We start from the raw sequence: 15,968 nt of genomic DNA, 5'->3' as shown, positions 1-15,968 counted from the left end.
GAGAAGTAAACGGCATAATTATTTTTAATGAATACTATCTATAATAGCAACATTCATTTTAATTAAAATAACTTTTCTTTCCTTAAAAATAAATCCCTTACTATTCACCGTAAGGGATTCCACTTTAATTTACTGTCATCGGGACTTCCATTAATAAAATTTCGGTATCGCTATCTGCAATAATCTCAAATTGTTCGCAGTCCCATACTCCTAAACCATCTCGAGTAGATAATTGCTGATCAGCTATGGTGGCACTACCTTTCAATACAAAAGCATAGACACCATTACCAGATTTATGAGTATTATAGGTTTTCATTATACCTTTATCAAATTTAGCTAATGAAAACCACGCCTCTTGATGAATCCAAACGCCTTCATCATCTGGATTTGGCGAAAGGATCTGCTGAAAATCATTGCGTTTTTCTCCATCGACAATGCTGATTTGTTGATAACGTGGACTAACATCACGTTTATTTGGAAAAACCCAAATTTGCAAAAATTGTGCTGGAATATCTGCATTGGGGTTCATTTCACTATGAGTAACGCCCGTACCTGCTGACATCACTTGAATATCACCTTGGCGAATCACGCTACCATTTCCCATACTATCTTTGTGTGCTAAATCACCACTTAATGGAATGGAAATAATCTCCATATTATCGTGTGGATGTGTACCAAATCCCATTCCACCTTCTACATAATCATCATTAATCACACGTAACGCCCCAAAATGGATACGAGTAGGATCATAATAATTCGCGAAACTAAAGGTATGGTGGCTTTTTAACCAGCCGTGATCGGCATAACCGCGACTATTTGCTAAATGATAGACTGTTTTCATATTAACGCCTTAATTTTGTTGAAGTACCTTATTTGTGAAAGTAAGTTTACCTTTCTCTTATATATTGATAAATAGGCTAATTTTAAAAACATTATTTACAAATAAGAAATAATAAGACATTAGATAGGATTTTTTTACTTCTTAAGATTAATAGCTACATCACCCTTGTTTTAATGCGATCAGCAAACATTCCAATGCTCACCGCGAAATATTGCGAGCGATTCCAATCTAGCAATGTGCGGAAGTTATTGGATACCAAAAATGCACGCCCCGCTTCCCCGTCTGGTTGTACAAGCCATAATTTTGCCTGAGAAAGTGCGGTGAGATTTTGCGTTGTTTTTGGCGTAAAGGTTTTGAGTGTAACGCCTAAGGCTTGCCAGTCTTGTAAACTGCGTGCTTTTTGTTTTTCAACGCCTACAAAACTTGGATTGATAAATTGATTCAAACGCACCTCAACGCCCCAAGGCAATTTTTCGTCCCACCCCACAGTATGGAGATAGCTCGCGATAGATGCAAACACATCATAATGATTTTTCCAAATGTCCTTTTCGCCATCATTATCACCATCAGCAGCATAGCTTAGATAAGAACTCGGCATAAATTGCGTTTGTCCCATTGCCCCCGCCCAAGAACCTTTCATTTTGCTTCGCTGAATATGATCCCGCTCTAACATTTTCATTGCGGCAATAAATTCTTTGCTAAACAACGCCTCACGGCGACCATCAAACGCCAAGGTTGCCAAAGCAGAAAGTACATCATAATAGCCTTGATAATAACCAAAGCTACTTTCCATTCCCCACAATGCCATTAAATAGGCTTTTTGCACGCCAAATTTTTGGCTCGCCTTTTCTAACTGCGGTAATTGCTCCCAATAACGTTGCTCAGCCACCTTCACTTTATTAGTGGTTAGTACACGATTAAGATAACGCGTTACGCCATTAGGATTCAACACCTTAGCTTCATTCGGATTACGCTTTTTCACTTTGCCCGCTTGCTGTTTGTCCAATGCCACTACTTTGGGAATATATTGAATATTTTTTTGTGCATTTAGCACCGCACTTGATACCCCTTGCCCTGCGGCTTTTCCTTTGAGAAATGCCACATAATCCTCAAAATTATTTAATGTGCGGGGCTTATTATATTGAGCATTTTCATTGATAGGTTTAATAGAATGCGAACTTGAACAACCTGCCAATAAAATCACTGAAAATAATGAACTCAATAATAATTTTCGCTTAAACATTTTACTTTCCTTAATATAAATAAAAAAATTATTTGCGTAAAAATTTATACACTATTTTTAATAATGAAACTGGTAATAAACGAGGTAATACACGCAATAAAAAAACCATAAAACCAGATAAAGTAGATTGCAAATTTACACGGCGTTTTAATTGAAATAAATGCCATTCACATTTTGCTTGAGCTAATCCGCGGCGGCGAGAAACCATTCCGTTTCCCACTCGAGCGTAAACTAAAATATCAGGTAAGTTCGCAATATTTTGCGGATATTTTGCTACTAATTTAATCCATAAATAATAATCTTCTTGAATATCTTGATAACCGCCTGCCTCAAGCACAGCAGATTTCTTATAAGCCACGGTCATATGGTTAAACGGGCAGCGAGTTTTGGTGAAACCGACGATTTCTTTGGCTTGCGTCGGCACATTTCGATAACTCACAATATCTTGAAGGTTCTCGCCAAACTCAGCAATTTGTCCACCAAAAATAATGGTTTCAGGGTACTGCTTGATAAAATTCACTTGTTTTTCAAAGCGTTGTGGCTCACAAATATCATCGGTATCCATACGGAAAACCCAATCATTCGAACAATGTAATAGCCCCTCATTTAAGGCTTTTCCCAACCCTTGATTCACGGGAAGTTTAACCAATTTCAAAGGTAAAAAATCGCTAAAATTTTGCACCGCACTTTCTAATTCTGGTGTAACTGTTCCATCAAATACCAATACAATTTCATCAGCGGGCAAGGTTTGATGACGCAAACTTTCTAAACATTCACGCAAATATTGTGGGTTTTCCTTAATATATAAGGACATTAAAACGGAAAATTTCATTAAATAAACCTTTTCAAATGAATTGCCAATTTTGGCGAAATAAAAATAATCATTGCAATAATAAAGTATTTAATTTTTTTGCTTAATAGAAACATTTTCCAATAATAAATACTGGCCTTTCTAGATAAATTCATAATATAAGGATAAGCCTGCATATAAAGGGCATTAATGGAAAAGTTTTTTTGCTGTTCAGGCGTTTTAACATACTCTCGTTCAATAAATGCAATGGCCTGTTTCGTATTAGTTAAATTTGTCGAAACACTGGATCGCTGAGTGTGGAATGTGCATTCTGTTAAAGGCTGTTCTACATATAATGGATTTAATTCTGGCGATGAAACCACTTTTAATACAAACTCATAATCTTCCAGTGATTTTAATTGGGTGGAAAGCCCGCCAATATTTAAAAAGAAGGATTTTTTAATTCCAATCATTGGCATTCCACCGATTTTATTTGCCAATAATAGATTATCTAAAGTGAGATCTTTTTTCTGCGTAAAAGGGTGAGTAAAATAGCTAAAATTCTCATTAACCATTACACATTTTGCAGGGTGATAAATAAAATTGACTTCAGGATTTTCTATTATTTTTTGAGCTAATATTTCACATTTTTGATAATCAAAACGATCATCATCATCTAAAAATAATAACCAATCTTGAGTGGCATTCCTCGCCCCAATATTACGACTCTCCGCCGCACCTTGATTTTGTTCATTACGAATAACCGTAACCTTAAAAGGATAATTTTTATCTACCGTTACCTTTTGTTTAGAATAATCATCAACAATAATAACCTCAAAATTATGCTTTGTTTGCTGAGCTAAATTTTCCAATAATGAAGGAATTTCTGCTTGGCGATTATAAGAGGGAACAATAATACTAAACATTTTCTTTTCCTTCTTTTTTGACTAAGAAAATACTTTTACTTCGCTTATCAAATAACGATAAGAACATTAATAATCCTAACATTATTCCCGGGAAAGCATAGGTATCTGCTTTAATATTTAAAATGGAAAAAATAAATAAGGTTGATAGCGTAAATAGCCAGCTGCCATTAAACCAATTTAATGCCACTTTACGCACAAAATAAGCGGTAAAAAGAAAACATAATAATAAATAGCCAATACCACCATATAATAATTGGCGTAAAAAACCGCTATCGGTTCGCTCATAATATTTTCCCTCTGGTGTAATATACCAACCATCGCCCCATAAAATTTGCTTCCATTCAGGCATAAATAAGTGGCGTTGCATCAAAGTCTCTGTTGATGAACTGGTTAGCCCTTGATGATTTAAGACATTTATTAAGGGTTCTAACGCGTGAGCGACATAAGAATTTTGTGGATAATAAAATGCTAAACCTAAACATAGCAAAGCAAATAAAACTAAGGCTGGTACATATTTCCATTTAAAATAAATAGCAATGCTCACTAAGGATAAAAACAAGAAGGTTCGTCCTGAAATTAATCCAATACATAAAATAAGAAATAAAAACACCGCACTTAATTGATTATGCTGTTTATTATAAGCCAACAAAAAGTGCAATAAAAAAAGATAAAAGGCACTTAGCTGAAAAAAGGCTGAGGAAGTAATATTATACAAACGATATTCCTGCTCCGAACCATAAAAACGTGGTAATATTACATTGGTAGATAAAGCGAGATCAATAATAAAACCAATCCCTATTAATGCACCAACCCCAACTAGCCATTGTATTAAAATGCCTATTTTTAAATCGCGAATAAAAATCTGTTTTCCTGTATTTTCATCTTTATAAAAATAGAAAACATTATAAATCCCAATCGCAAAAATAAACAAAATTAAGGTTTTACTATATTGTAATAAGACTGAGTAATCTTGGGTTTGATACCCCCACATTGGAATGGCACTCAATAAAATTAATGCCAAAATAACAGTTAAACTCTGCAACGGAATAAAAATGCCTTGTGGGCGTTTATGGGCTACAACTTGATAAGCTAAATAAATAAGTGAAATCCCACCAACAAAAAACGCCATTCTAAAAAAATGGAATAGCCAAGGATCATACAAATAAAATAAATTTACTAATGCCGACATTTTATTTTTTACCTATCAAATTACGTTGTACTGCCAAGAGTTTTTTCAACGGATATTTCATCAGTTTTTGCCAAAAATGCTGCGTAACACTGCCTCGCGTTGCCTCTAAGTTGCTAATTAATTTAGGGTTTTCAATAGCAAGCAAAGGACGCACCACTTGAATCCTTAATCCCCATTGATCGCCAAATAAAAGATAATCATCAGCTAACCAATAAGGTTTTTGTTCCATTAAACATTTTTTTGCCGCTGATTTTTTAATTAAATATGCCACCGTTCCAGCAAAATAATTTTTATATGGATAAGCATAAGAAAATGCTGAGCCTGCAATTTTATTACGCAAAAATGAAAAAGTAATTGGATAATTAATCTCTAATTCCGAATGATTAAAATCCTCAATTTTAGATTGTCCGATAAGTAAAATATCTGCTTGTGGATTTTCTTGTAATAAATTATCTAAATGTTGTTGGAAATTTCGGTTAAATAAGGCATCATCTTCACAAATTAAGCAATAATCCTCATCTTGAATACTGTTATCCTCAGCAATTAAACCATATACGGCTAAATGGCTTAGGGTACAACCAATTTCCCCTTTGGTAACCTTACGTCCATAGCGTTGAAAAAATTTATCCTGATCATAAAGTGCGGTCAGATTTTCTGCCGTTTTTTCCATTGTATTAATTGCACTAAATACGGAAAAATCTTGCGTATTGGGCTGTGCAAAAAATAACTCACGGCGTTGGTGATCTTTATCTAAAGAAATAAGAAATTTTTTCATTTTATCCAACTCAATTAATTTTTATGGGAAATTTATAATAGTAAATGATCGAAATCATCAATCGTACTAAACTTGCTCCAATTAACGCATAAGCGACCCCATATAATCCTTTATTTTGAAAAGCGAAAAATAGCCCAACTAACACAAGAATAGAAATAATTTGACGAGTAAACAACAATACTTGTTTACCTAATATCAGCATATTTTGCGATAATAGCCAAGAAAGTCCAGCAAGTAATGAATTAATAATAAACCACAATAATATCGGAGCAACGCCAATATAGGCATTACCAAAAAATAAATGAATAACAGGTTCAGCCAAAAACGGGACAATTATTACCGCACTTATTCCCATTAACAGAATAATGCCTAATACGGCACGAATGCGATTTAGCCCGTTGAGCAATCCCGAATAATAATAATCTGCGAGCATATTAATAATCCGTGTAAGCAAGGCATCGAAAGCGATACATACGGTATATAAACCTAGCGTATAATTTCCCATTAAAGAAACTATTAAGAAACGATCTAAATTAACCGTTGTTGCACCGAAAGTTTGCAATAAATTTTGTTTTAACCAATTTTTAAGAAAATAACGCGGTTGAATTGGGGTTATTTCTGCTTTATTTGTAAATTGACTTTCTATTTTTTTAATAACATACAATGCAAATCCAGCTTGGATTGTAGTTAAAAGCGTTAAAAGCTGAACCACTTTTTCTAAATGTTGCTCGCCAAAAAGAAAATAATAGCCGCCATATATTCCTACAGCTAAAATAGGTTGCTGTAAGGAAAGTAAACGATAAAAAGATAAATTCGCATCAATTTTACTTTTTTCCAATGTAATGGTAAAAAGTGCGGTTAAAATAACATTTAAAATAAATAGCTGAATGAAGTAATATTAAAAAAATAAAGTGCAAGGCTGGAAATAAAAATAGCCAACAATAAAAACGTTGAAAAATAATAACGCCAGTGAAGATATTGTTGCTGCCTCATACAAAGTGCCAGAGAAACCCCCACGCCACCTGTGGCGATAGTTACCACATAGGTAACCGAAGTGATGAAAAGTTGTAATGCCCCGCGTTCTTCCACCGCAAGCAATCGAGCAAGCAAAAAGGAGCTAACCATTGTTAGCCCCGTTGTTAAAAAGGTGGTGATCAGCACTTTGGCAAAGGATTTATTTTTCATAAACTTTCGAAAAATCAATATATTGCGTCCATTGACGGTAATAGCCTAAATTTTTTCCGTAAGCGTTATCGCAAACTTCATTAGGAATTTCCAATAAACAAGAAAAAATATGCCCGTGTAGGCGGCTGGTTACAACTAAATCATATTGCTGAAATATGTCTTTACAACGTCCAATCACAGCCAAACTATGGCGATACCACAAATCATTCACGCAATTTTTTAACCAAGCTTGATGAAATTTATTCGCTACTTTGGCTAAACCACTACAAATACGTCCGTAACATTTATCTTGTGTGGTAAGAATATCTTTCCAATCTTTTACAATGGCATTTTCTGGCAAAGTTGATTGAATTTCTTTTTCTAAATGACTTGACTCAATGTCTTTGCGTAAAAAATATAAGGTTTTTCCGACCGCACTTTTCGCTCGCGTTGTTTGGCTCAATAATGCTGAACCATAAAGCTGATGTGCCATATCTGGCGATAAAAAAACCTTATCAGAAAATTGATCTTTCATTAATTGATAAGTCGCTTGATCGCGTACAAATAAATAACAATCTTGGTGTGCAGAAAAAATCGCTGCCGCTCTTTCTTTGGCTTGAAGATTAGAAAAATAGGCAGTCTGTGGCATAACGATAATTCGATTATTTGGAAACGCCTTGACCAAGGTTTCACGCATTCCTTGAAGGAGCGGATAAAGATCACCAAAATTCCCGCCGCCGTGGCATAGCAATGTGGTATTTGGCTTCACATATTTTTTGACTTCTTCAAGATCAAAACTTTGCAAACAACGTCTTAGGCGAATATTAATTTGATAATCCTGAAAAAAGGCTTCTGTTCCCGCGTAAATTAATAAATCCCCAACATTTAAATGCAATGGATAATCAAAATACAGCACATCATTTTTATCCACAATCACATCAAGGATTTGTTTTAATTCTTGCTTCAAAGAAACTAAAATATTATTCATTATTAAACCATTTTTTGGCGACAACATTTAAAGCGGCTATTGTAAAACAGAATACAAGCAGATCCAAAGAGATTGCTCATCTTTACAAAAGATTACAAGCCTTTTATGCTATGCAACAAATTTTCCCACGAAAAATAAACCATGTATTTACTCACCAAACTCATTACTGCCATTATTCTTCCGCCATTTAATGTGTTGATTTTATGGCTGCTTTCTTGCATCTTGGCAAAAAAACATTGCAAAAAATTAAGCCTTGCGTGCCGTGTTTTCGGCATTGCGATTTTGTATATTTCCAGTATTCCTTATACCGCACAAAAACTTCAAGACAGCCTTGTGCAAACACCACCGCTAAGCCTGAGCCAGTATAAAACAGCACAAGCCATCGTAGTATTGGGTGGAGGCTTGCGGGATAGCAATGAATTATTTGGCTCACTCGCCGTGCCTGCTATCGCACTGGAACGGTTGCGTTACTCCGCTTATTTACACCAACAAACCCAACTGCCGATTTTGCTCACGGGAGCAAGCCCGAACGGCAATTCTGAAGCCAAAATAATGGCAAACGAATTGCAACAATTTTTCCATACCCCAACCCAATGGCTGGAAGAAAAAGCCCAAACTACCATTCAAAACGCACAATTCACAAAACAGCTATTGGATAAAGAAAATATTCATCGCATTATTTTGGTAACAAACCAATGGCATATGCAACGAGCAAAATTATTGTTTGAGAAACAAGGATTTATAGTTCTTCCTGCTAGTGTAGGGAACGGAAAAACACCTGAAAGCTACTCTTTAACACTGATGCATTTCATTCCACAAGCCAGTGCTATGGCAGCGAATGCACAAGCATTAAAAGAATGGATAGGTTATTGGAAAGAAAAAATATAAACGATTTATCTATCCAATAAACCTACAAGTATAGAAATTCCTCTTAGTGAACCAAGGATCGTATTTTTTCAATAATACATCCCTAAAAAATATGAGACTAACTAAATAGCTAGTCTCATACAATTTTTGATATTAATACATTTATTTCCTAGCAACCTCTTAAGTTACTAAATTACGCTTTATAACGTTTGAATACTAAAGTTGCATTCGTACCACCAAAACCAAAGCTGTTTGACATTACGGTATTTAAGCCCGCGTTTTCTTTGGTTTCTGTTACGATGTTCATTCCTTCCGCTTGTGGATCGAGGGTTTCGATGTTTATGCTTGGGGCGATGAAATCGTTGTCGAGCATTAATAAAGTATAAATCGCTTCGTGAGCTCCCGCTGCCCCTAGTGAATGCCCTGTCATTGATTTTGTTGAGGAAATCGCAGGTTTTGCTTCACCGAAAACATTTTTAATTGCCCCTAATTCTTTCACATCACCCACTGGGGTTGAAGTGCCGTGTACGTTAATGTAATCGATTGGGCTATCCACTGTCGCCATTGCTTGTTTCATACAACGCTCTGCCCCTTCACCGCTTGGTGCAACCATATCATAGCCGTCCGAAGTAGCACCATAACCCACGATCTCTGCATAGATTTTGGCACCGCGAGCAAGTGCGTGTTCTAATTCTTCTACCACAACCACCGCACCACCGCCAGCGATAACAAAACCATCACGGTTTGCATCATAGGCACGAGAGGCTTTTTCTGGCGTATCGTTATATTTAGTGGAAACTGCTCCCATTGCATCAAATTCTGTCGCACATTCCCAAGACAACTCTTCCGCACCACCTGCGAATACAATATCTTGTTTACCAAGTTGGATTAATTCTAACGCGTTACCAATACAATGTGCAGATGTCGCACAAGCAGAGCTGATACTATAATTCACACCACGAATTTTATAAGGCGTTGCTAAACAAGCTGATACACTTGATGCCATTGTTTTGGTTACAGCATAAGGTCCTATTGCTTTCACGCCACGAGGCCCACGCACTGCCTCACAAGCGATAAGCTGATTATGAGCTGATCCTGTTCCCGCACCAATCACCAAACCTGTGCGGTCGTTAGAAACCTGCTCTTCTGTTAAACCTGAATCCTCAATGGCTTCTTTCATTGAAAGATAGGCATAAGCGGCGGCATCGCCCATAAAACGATAAATTTTACGATCAATCAATTCCGCTGGTTTTAATTTAATAGTTCCAGCAATGTGACTACGCATTCCAATTTCTACAAACTCAGGCACTAACTCAATACCCGATTTGCCCGCTTTTAGCGAAGCCAATACTTCTTCTTTATTGTTACCAATGCTGGAAATAATACCAACGCCCGTAATCACCGCTCTTCTCATAGATGCTTCCTTTTGAATTGAAAGAGTAAAAACAAAATTGGTCGCTAACTTACTACGAAATGAAAATATTGCAAGCATTTCTTTGAAGGTTCGACCAATCACAAAATTTTGGTTATTATAGCAAAATCTGCAAAGGCAACAAAGAATTAAGCAATGATCCAAACACTGAATTACGCCGAGATTTCGTTTAATCCCGAAAACACGCCCGTTTCTCATCAATTTGATGATATCTATTATTCTAGCCAAGATGGACTTGCGGAAAGCCGTTATGTTTTCCAACAAGGCAACCAGTTATGGGTGCGTTGGGAGCAATCCACCGAACGCCATTTTGTGATTGCTGAAACAGGCTTCGGCACGGGGTTGAATTTCTTGGCAGTTACCACACTGTTCCGCCAATTTCGCCAAGCTAATCCGCACAGCCCGCTGAAACGCTTGTTTTTTATTTCCTTTGAAAAATATCCGATCCCTCAATCCCAGTTGGCACAAATCCATTTGGCTTATCCTGAATTTGCCGAAATGAGCCAACAACTTTGCCAGCAATGGCAGCCGATGATCGCGGGTTGTCAGCGTTTTCATTTTGCGGAAATCACACTGGATATTTGGTTTGGCGAAATGGCAGATAATTTGCCTCAGCTCGGGGATTATATGCAAAATCGCATTGACGCGTGGTTTTTAGACGGCTTTTCACCAAGTAAAAATCCGCAAATGTGGAACGACCAACTCTATCAAGCAATGTTTGATTACAGCAAACCTAACGGCACATTCGCCACCTTCACCGCGGCAAGTGCGGTACGAAAAGGGCTAGAAAAGGCGGGCTTTACCGTTTACAAACGCAAAGGCTACGGCAAAAAACGGGAATGCTTAGCGGGCTACAAAGAAAAAAATGCCTCAAAAACCGACCGCACTTCTTTCCCTTGGTATCTCCCACAACCAGCAGAATTTGCTGAATGCCAAGATGTCGCCATTATCGGCGGCGGGATTGCCTCCGCCTTCACAGCCCTTTCTTTATTAGAGCGAGGGGCTACGATCACCCTTTATTGCGAGGACGAGCAAACCGCCCTCAACGCTTCAGGGAATAAGCAAGGAGCGTTTTACCCTCAGTTGAGTGATGACGATGAACGCAATATTCGCTTTTACATTCACGCGTTTTTATACGGACAACAGCGGTTGCAATGGGCAATTCAGCAAGGCATTGAATTTGAACACGCATTTTGTGGCGTTGTACTTTGTGCCTATGACGCAAAAAGTGCGGTGAAATTAGCCAAAATTTCTGAGCTAGGCTTACCCACTGCCTTATATCAGCCCCTTTCGCAAGCGGGATTAAGCGAAAAAGCGGGGCTACCTCTACCTTGCGAGGGCGGATTTATTCCGCAAGGGGCTTGGCTTTCCCCGCGTCAATTCGTGCAAAATTTATTTGCCTATTTACAACAGCGAGGGGTAAAAATAAAAACGTCGCAAAAAATCACCGCACTTTCTCAAAATGATGAACAACAAGATAACCGCTGGCAGCTTACTACCGCCTCAAACGAGCATTTTTATCATCAGGTGGTGATTATCGCCAATGGGCATCATCTGAAAAATTTTGCACAAACTACCCAGCTCCCTGTTTACCCTGTGCGAGGACAAGTGAGCGAAATTCCTACTTCCCCGCATTTAAGCCAACTCAACACCGTGCTTTGCTATGATGGCTATCTCACCCCAGTGGATCAACGCCAAATCAGCCACTGCATTGGGGCGAGCCATCTTCGCGATAATCAAGATCGCCACTTCAGCCGGCAGGAACAGCAGGAAAATCAACAGAAGATTCAACGTAATCTCGCTGGGGTGGATTGGGTGAATGATGTCGATACCTCAGGCAATCAAGCCAGTATTGGCGTGCGATGTGCCGTGCGAGATCGTATGCCGTTAATGGGCAATGTGGCAGATTATGCACAACAAATCGCCAATTACGCCAATCTATTTAACCTCCGCCGCCGTAAACAAACTATCAAGCCCGCCGCACAACATAAAAACCTTTATCTTCTTGGTGCATTAGGTTCAAGAGGGCTAACCTCCGCCCCGTTGCTTGGCGAAGTGTTGGCGTCATTAATTTATGGCGAACCTTTGCCGTTAAGTGAAGATATTTTGCATCAGCTCAGCCCAAATCGCAGTTGGATTAGAAAATTGCTGAAAGGCACGCCTGTCGCGTAAACAAATAATAAAAAAGGCGAACATTAAATTCGCCTTTTTTCTATTTTCCATCGTAATTTGAGATTTATTATTTCACACGTGCACCAGCTTTAGCACCAGAATCCACATCAAGCAAGAATAAATCTGCACCACCTGTGCCTGCGGAAAGGATCATTCCTTCTGACATACCAAATTTCATTTTGCGTGGTGCAAGATTGGCGACCATAATCACCATTCGCCCTTCTAGATCTTCTGGTTTGTTGTAAGCGGCTTTAATTCCTGAGAATACTTGACGCTGTTCCACGCCTAAATCTAGGATAAATTTCAATAATTTATTGCTTTCAGGCACGGCTTCGCATTTCAGCACTTTGGCGACACGTAAATCCAGTTTAGCGAAATCATCAATGGTGATGGTTTCTTCAAAAGGTTCAAAATCTTCCGAATTTTGCACCGCACTTTTCTCTGTGCTACTTTGCGGATTAAGTTGAGCATTTTCCGCTTTTGAGGCTTCAATCATTTGTTCGATTTGTTTCATTTCTAAGCGTGAGAACAAGGCTTTAAACGGTGCAATGTTGTGAGCAAGCAACGGCGTTGCGAGGTTATCCCAAGTGATTTCAGTCTGTAAGAAGGCTTCAGCACGTTCGGCTAATTGCGGTAGCACAGGTTTTAAATAGCCCATTAATACACGGAATAGCTCAATACCCATTGAACACACTTGCTGCAATTCTTGCTCACGTCCCACTTCTTTGGCGATCACCCAAGGGGCTTTTTCGTCAATATATTTATTGGCTTTGTCCGTCAATGCCATAATTTCACGAATGGCTTTGCCGAATTCACGGTTTTCATAATAAGCCGCAATGTGATCCGCTTGTGAAGTAAATTCAACGAATAAAACAGGATCTTGCAAGCTGGCTGCTAACTCTCCAGCAAAACGTTTTTGGATAAAGCCTGCATTGCGTGAAGCAAGATTTACTAATTTGTTTACTACATCGGTATTTACACGCTGTACGAAATCTTCCAAATTGAGATCTAAATCATCAATGCGGTTGCCTAATTTTGCCGCATAGTAGTAACGTAAATATTCGGGATCAAGGTGTTTTAAATAGGTTGCCGCTTGGATAAATGTACCGCGAGATTTCGACATTTTCTCGCCATTCACCGTAACATAACCGTGTACGAAAATATTATCAGGCTTACGCAATTCCGCTCCGTCTAACATCGCTGGCCAGAAAAGGGAGTGGAAATACATAATGTCTTTGCCGATAAAATGATACAGCTCAGCTTGGCTATCTTTATTCCAGAAACTATCAAAATCAATGTTGCCTTTACGGTTGCACAGGTTTTTGAATGAAGCCATATAGCCAATCGGGGCATCAAGCCAAACATAGAAATATTTGTTTTCCGTATTAGGAATTTTGAAACCAAAATAAGGGGCATCGCGGGAAATATCCCATTGTTGCAGCCCTGCTTCAAACCATTCTTGCATTTTATTTGCCACTTCTTGTTGCAATGAACCGGAGCGAATCCACGCTTTTAGCATTGCTTCAAAACTTGGTAAATCAAAGAAGAAATGTTCACTTTCTTTTAATACAGGCGTTGCCCCTGAAACCGTAGAACGCGGATCGATTAATTCCGTTGGGCTGTAAGTGGCAGAACAAACTTCACAGTTATCACCATATTGATCAGGGGACTTACATTTTGGACAAGTGCCTTTAACAAAGCGATCAGGCAAGAACATTTGCTTTTCAGGATCGAATAATTGTGAAATAGTACGGCTTTTGATAAAACCATTTTCTTTTAATTTATTGTAAATGCTTTCTGCTAGCTCACGATTTTCTTCGCTATGGGTTGAATAATAATTATCAAAACTAATATTAAAGCCTTTGAAATCTTCAACGTGTTTTTGTTGCACATCGGCAATTAACTGCTCAGGGGTAATGCCCATTTGATCGGCTTTAAGCATAATCGGCGTGCCGTGTGCATCGTCAGCACAAACAAAATAAGTTTCGTTGCCACGCATACGCTGGAAACGCACCCAAATATCGGCTTGAATATGCTCTAACATATGCCCCAAATGGATTGGGCCATTGGCATAAGGCAAGGCACAAGTAACTAAAATCTTACGCGGTGAATTTGACATTCTTATTTACCTTTTTCATCAAAAAATTTTGCCGGATTTTACCTTATTGATGGTATTTTTTCCAGTTCAATACGGTTTATCTCAATTTATACTTAACAGCACCGCTTTGCCGTGTTTAAATATACCGACTAATTTACTCAACCATTCTACTCAACGAATTAAGGGGCAATAATGCGCATTCATTTTTCAGCGAATTTAAGCGAGGCTCAACAAGCCGAAATTCAACAATTATTTCAACAATTTCAACACGAAACCTTGCAACAAAATCTTCTTGCACTAAATGCGATTAAAAAAGTGGAGCTCGGTGCAGAGATTTTACGCATTGAGCTTGTAATGCCCTTTGCGTGGAATACAGGTTTTGAACAGCTAAAAAATACCCTTAGCAAGGAATTGCAAAATATCACTCACGCTAACGAGGTGAAATGGGTGCTAAATTACCAAATCGCCACCTTAAAACGTGCGAATAATCACCCTGCTGTCAAAGGCATCAAAAATATTATTGCGGTAAGTTCAGGCAAAGGTGGTGTGGGAAAATCCACCGTTTCCGTTAATTTAGCCTTAGCCTTACAAGCACAAGGGGCGAAAGTGGGCCTGCTTGATGCAGATATTTATGGACCTTCCGTACCGCATATGCTTGGCGTGGCAGATCAGCGCCCAACTTCGCCAGACAACAAACATATTAACCCCATTGAAGTGTACGGGCTACGCACCAATTCCATTGGCTATTTAATGGAACCTGATAACGCCACCATTTGGCGAGGCCCAATGGCAAGTAGTGCGTTAAGCCAGCTTTTGCAAGAAACCCTCTGGGCGAAAGACGGCGTGGAGTTGGATTATTTAGTGATCGATATGCCCCCAGGAACGGGCGATATTCAACTTACCTTATCGCAACAAATTCCCGTAACAGGAGCGATAGTGGTTACCACACCACAAGATATTGCTTTAATTGACGCAATTAAAGGCATTTCAATGTTCCAACGCGTTTCTGTCCCTGTGCTTGGCATTGTAGAAAATATGTCTGTGCATATTTGTAGCCACTGCGGTCATCACGAAGCCATTTTCGGCACAGGGGGGGCAGAAAAAATGGCAGAAAAATACCAAGTGAAAGTCCTTGCTCAACAGCCATTGCACATTCGCCTGCGTGAAGATATGGATAAGGGCAAACCAACTGTCATCTCTGCCCCTGAAAGTGAAATCGCCCAATCTTTCCTACACCTCGCCGAAAAAGTCGTCAGTGAACTTTATTGGCAGGGGGAGATTATCCCAAGTGAGATTTTGTTTAAAGCCGTGGAATAAGAAAAAATTGTGAAATTAAAAGTGCGGTACATTCATATTGTGATTTCAAATTTAGCCTAAAAAAGAAGATAACTCGATACAAGTCATATGATTTATGTAGTGATGTTATTTTGAAATCGAATAATTAAATCGAATTTACCACACTTTTTACCTAGAAATATAAGTT

General features: G+C 38.4%; 12 protein-coding genes and 1 pseudogene. 3 read left to right on the top strand and 10 right to left on the bottom strand.

Going from position 1 to position 15,968, the window contains the following annotated elements; translation table 11 throughout:
• Nucleotides 1–124: 124 nt before the first annotated feature.
• The 8 genes and pseudogenes from HBL79_RS03600 to HBL79_RS03565 form a co-directional block, all read right to left on the bottom strand.
• On the bottom strand, nucleotides 125–841 hold the full coding sequence (locus tag HBL79_RS03600) for a pirin family protein (protein WP_035687125.1): 717 nt from the start codon (nucleotides 839–841) through the stop codon (nucleotides 125–127).
• A gap of 154 nt (nucleotides 842–995) precedes the next feature.
• The gene (locus HBL79_RS03595; protein WP_035687128.1) at nucleotides 996–2,084 is read right to left on the bottom strand and encodes a lytic murein transglycosylase; all 1,089 of its coding nucleotides are present in this window, start codon (nucleotides 2,082–2,084) and stop codon (nucleotides 996–998) included.
• 28 nt (nucleotides 2,085–2,112) lie between these two features.
• Nucleotides 2,113–2,916: a glycosyltransferase family 2 protein gene (locus HBL79_RS03590; RefSeq protein WP_035687130.1), complete on the bottom strand. Its 804-nt coding sequence runs from the start codon at nucleotides 2,914–2,916 to the stop codon at nucleotides 2,113–2,115.
• Entirely contained in the window at nucleotides 2,916–3,800 is an 885-nt protein-coding gene (locus HBL79_RS03585; RefSeq protein WP_035687133.1) for a glycosyltransferase family 2 protein, read from the bottom strand. The genes HBL79_RS03590 and HBL79_RS03585 overlap by 1 nt, the downstream gene beginning before the upstream one ends.
• Nucleotides 3,793–4,989 (bottom strand): hypothetical protein, encoded by a 1,197-nt coding sequence (locus tag HBL79_RS03580; RefSeq protein WP_035687136.1) that lies wholly within the window; start codon nucleotides 4,987–4,989, stop codon nucleotides 3,793–3,795. The genes HBL79_RS03585 and HBL79_RS03580 overlap by 8 nt, the downstream gene beginning before the upstream one ends.
• Before the next feature lies 1 nt (nucleotide 4,990).
• Nucleotides 4,991–5,764, bottom strand: coding sequence for a glycosyltransferase family 25 protein (locus tag HBL79_RS03575; protein WP_035687139.1), 774 nt, complete (start codon nucleotides 5,762–5,764; stop codon nucleotides 4,991–4,993).
• 10 nt (nucleotides 5,765–5,774) lie between these two features.
• A pseudogene (locus tag HBL79_RS03570) lies at nucleotides 5,775–6,949 on the bottom strand (lipopolysaccharide biosynthesis protein).
• Complete coding sequence (locus tag HBL79_RS03565) at nucleotides 6,939–7,916, bottom strand: polysaccharide pyruvyl transferase family protein (protein ID WP_035687142.1); 978 nt, start codon at nucleotides 7,914–7,916, stop codon at nucleotides 6,939–6,941. Before HBL79_RS03565 ends, HBL79_RS03570 begins: the two are co-directional and overlap by 11 nt.
• A gap of 141 nt (nucleotides 7,917–8,057) precedes the next feature.
• Between HBL79_RS03565 and HBL79_RS03560 the strand changes: the two genes are divergently transcribed.
• Entirely contained in the window at nucleotides 8,058–8,804 is a 747-nt protein-coding gene (locus HBL79_RS03560; protein ID WP_035687145.1) for a YdcF family protein, read from the top strand.
• 172 nt (nucleotides 8,805–8,976) lie between these two features.
• On the opposite strand, the gene fabB is transcribed toward HBL79_RS03560, so the two are convergent.
• The gene (fabB, locus tag HBL79_RS03555; RefSeq protein ID WP_035687148.1) at nucleotides 8,977–10,197 is read right to left on the bottom strand and encodes a beta-ketoacyl-ACP synthase I; all 1,221 of its coding nucleotides are present in this window, start codon (nucleotides 10,195–10,197) and stop codon (nucleotides 8,977–8,979) included.
• A 156-nt stretch (nucleotides 10,198–10,353) separates the two neighbouring features.
• Between fabB and mnmC the strand changes: the two genes are divergently transcribed.
• A complete protein-coding gene (gene mnmC, locus HBL79_RS03550; RefSeq protein ID WP_035687262.1) occupies nucleotides 10,354–12,387 on the top strand; it encodes a bifunctional tRNA (5-methylaminomethyl-2-thiouridine)(34)-methyltransferase MnmC2/FAD-dependent 5-carboxymethylaminomethyl-2-thiouridine(34) oxidoreductase MnmC1 in 2,034 nt (677 codons plus the stop codon).
• Nucleotides 12,388–12,454: 67 nt separating this feature from the next.
• Here the strand turns inward: mnmC and metG are convergent, their stop codons facing one another.
• Nucleotides 12,455–14,506: a methionine--tRNA ligase gene (metG, locus tag HBL79_RS03545; RefSeq protein WP_035687149.1), complete on the bottom strand. Its 2,052-nt coding sequence runs from the start codon at nucleotides 14,504–14,506 to the stop codon at nucleotides 12,455–12,457.
• Between the two features lie 171 nt (nucleotides 14,507–14,677).
• On the opposite strand from metG, the gene apbC reads away from it, so the two are divergent.
• A complete protein-coding gene (apbC, locus tag HBL79_RS03540) occupies nucleotides 14,678–15,802 on the top strand; it encodes an iron-sulfur cluster carrier protein ApbC (RefSeq protein ID WP_035687151.1) in 1,125 nt (374 codons plus the stop codon).
• Nucleotides 15,803–15,968: the final 166 nt, after the last annotated feature.

The organism is Avibacterium paragallinarum, from assembly GCF_011765605.1.
GTDB classification, from domain to species: Bacteria; Pseudomonadota; Gammaproteobacteria; order Enterobacterales; family Pasteurellaceae; genus Avibacterium; species Avibacterium paragallinarum.
The sequence above is the reverse complement of the archived record's forward strand: the minus strand, read 5'-3'. Positions and strand labels throughout refer to the sequence as shown.

Excerpts from the sequence above, each read along its gene's own strand:
- HBL79_RS03585 (WP_035687133.1), bottom strand. The coding sequence starts at position 3,800 with ATGTTTAGTATTATTGTTCCCTCTTATAATCGCCAAGCAGAAATTCCT.
- HBL79_RS03575 (WP_035687139.1), bottom strand. The coding sequence starts at position 5,764 with ATGAAAAAATTTCTTATTTCTTTAGATAAAGATCACCAACGCCGTGAG.
- HBL79_RS03590 (WP_035687130.1), bottom strand. The coding sequence starts at position 2,916 with ATGAAATTTTCCGTTTTAATGTCCTTATATATTAAGGAAAACCCACAA.
- HBL79_RS03565 (WP_035687142.1), bottom strand. The coding sequence starts at position 7,916 with ATGAATAATATTTTAGTTTCTTTGAAGCAAGAATTAAAACAAATCCTT.
- fabB (WP_035687148.1), bottom strand. The coding sequence starts at position 10,197 with ATGAGAAGAGCGGTGATTACGGGCGTTGGTATTATTTCCAGCATTGGT.
- HBL79_RS03600 (WP_035687125.1), bottom strand. The coding sequence starts at position 841 with ATGAAAACAGTCTATCATTTAGCAAATAGTCGCGGTTATGCCGATCAC.
- HBL79_RS03560 (WP_035687145.1), top strand. The coding sequence starts at position 8,058 with ATGTATTTACTCACCAAACTCATTACTGCCATTATTCTTCCGCCATTT.
- HBL79_RS03580 (WP_035687136.1), bottom strand. The coding sequence starts at position 4,989 with ATGTCGGCATTAGTAAATTTATTTTATTTGTATGATCCTTGGCTATTC.
- apbC (WP_035687151.1), top strand. The coding sequence starts at position 14,678 with ATGCGCATTCATTTTTCAGCGAATTTAAGCGAGGCTCAACAAGCCGAA.
- metG (WP_035687149.1), bottom strand. The coding sequence starts at position 14,506 with ATGTCAAATTCACCGCGTAAGATTTTAGTTACTTGTGCCTTGCCTTAT.
- HBL79_RS03595 (WP_035687128.1), bottom strand. The coding sequence starts at position 2,084 with ATGTTTAAGCGAAAATTATTATTGAGTTCATTATTTTCAGTGATTTTA.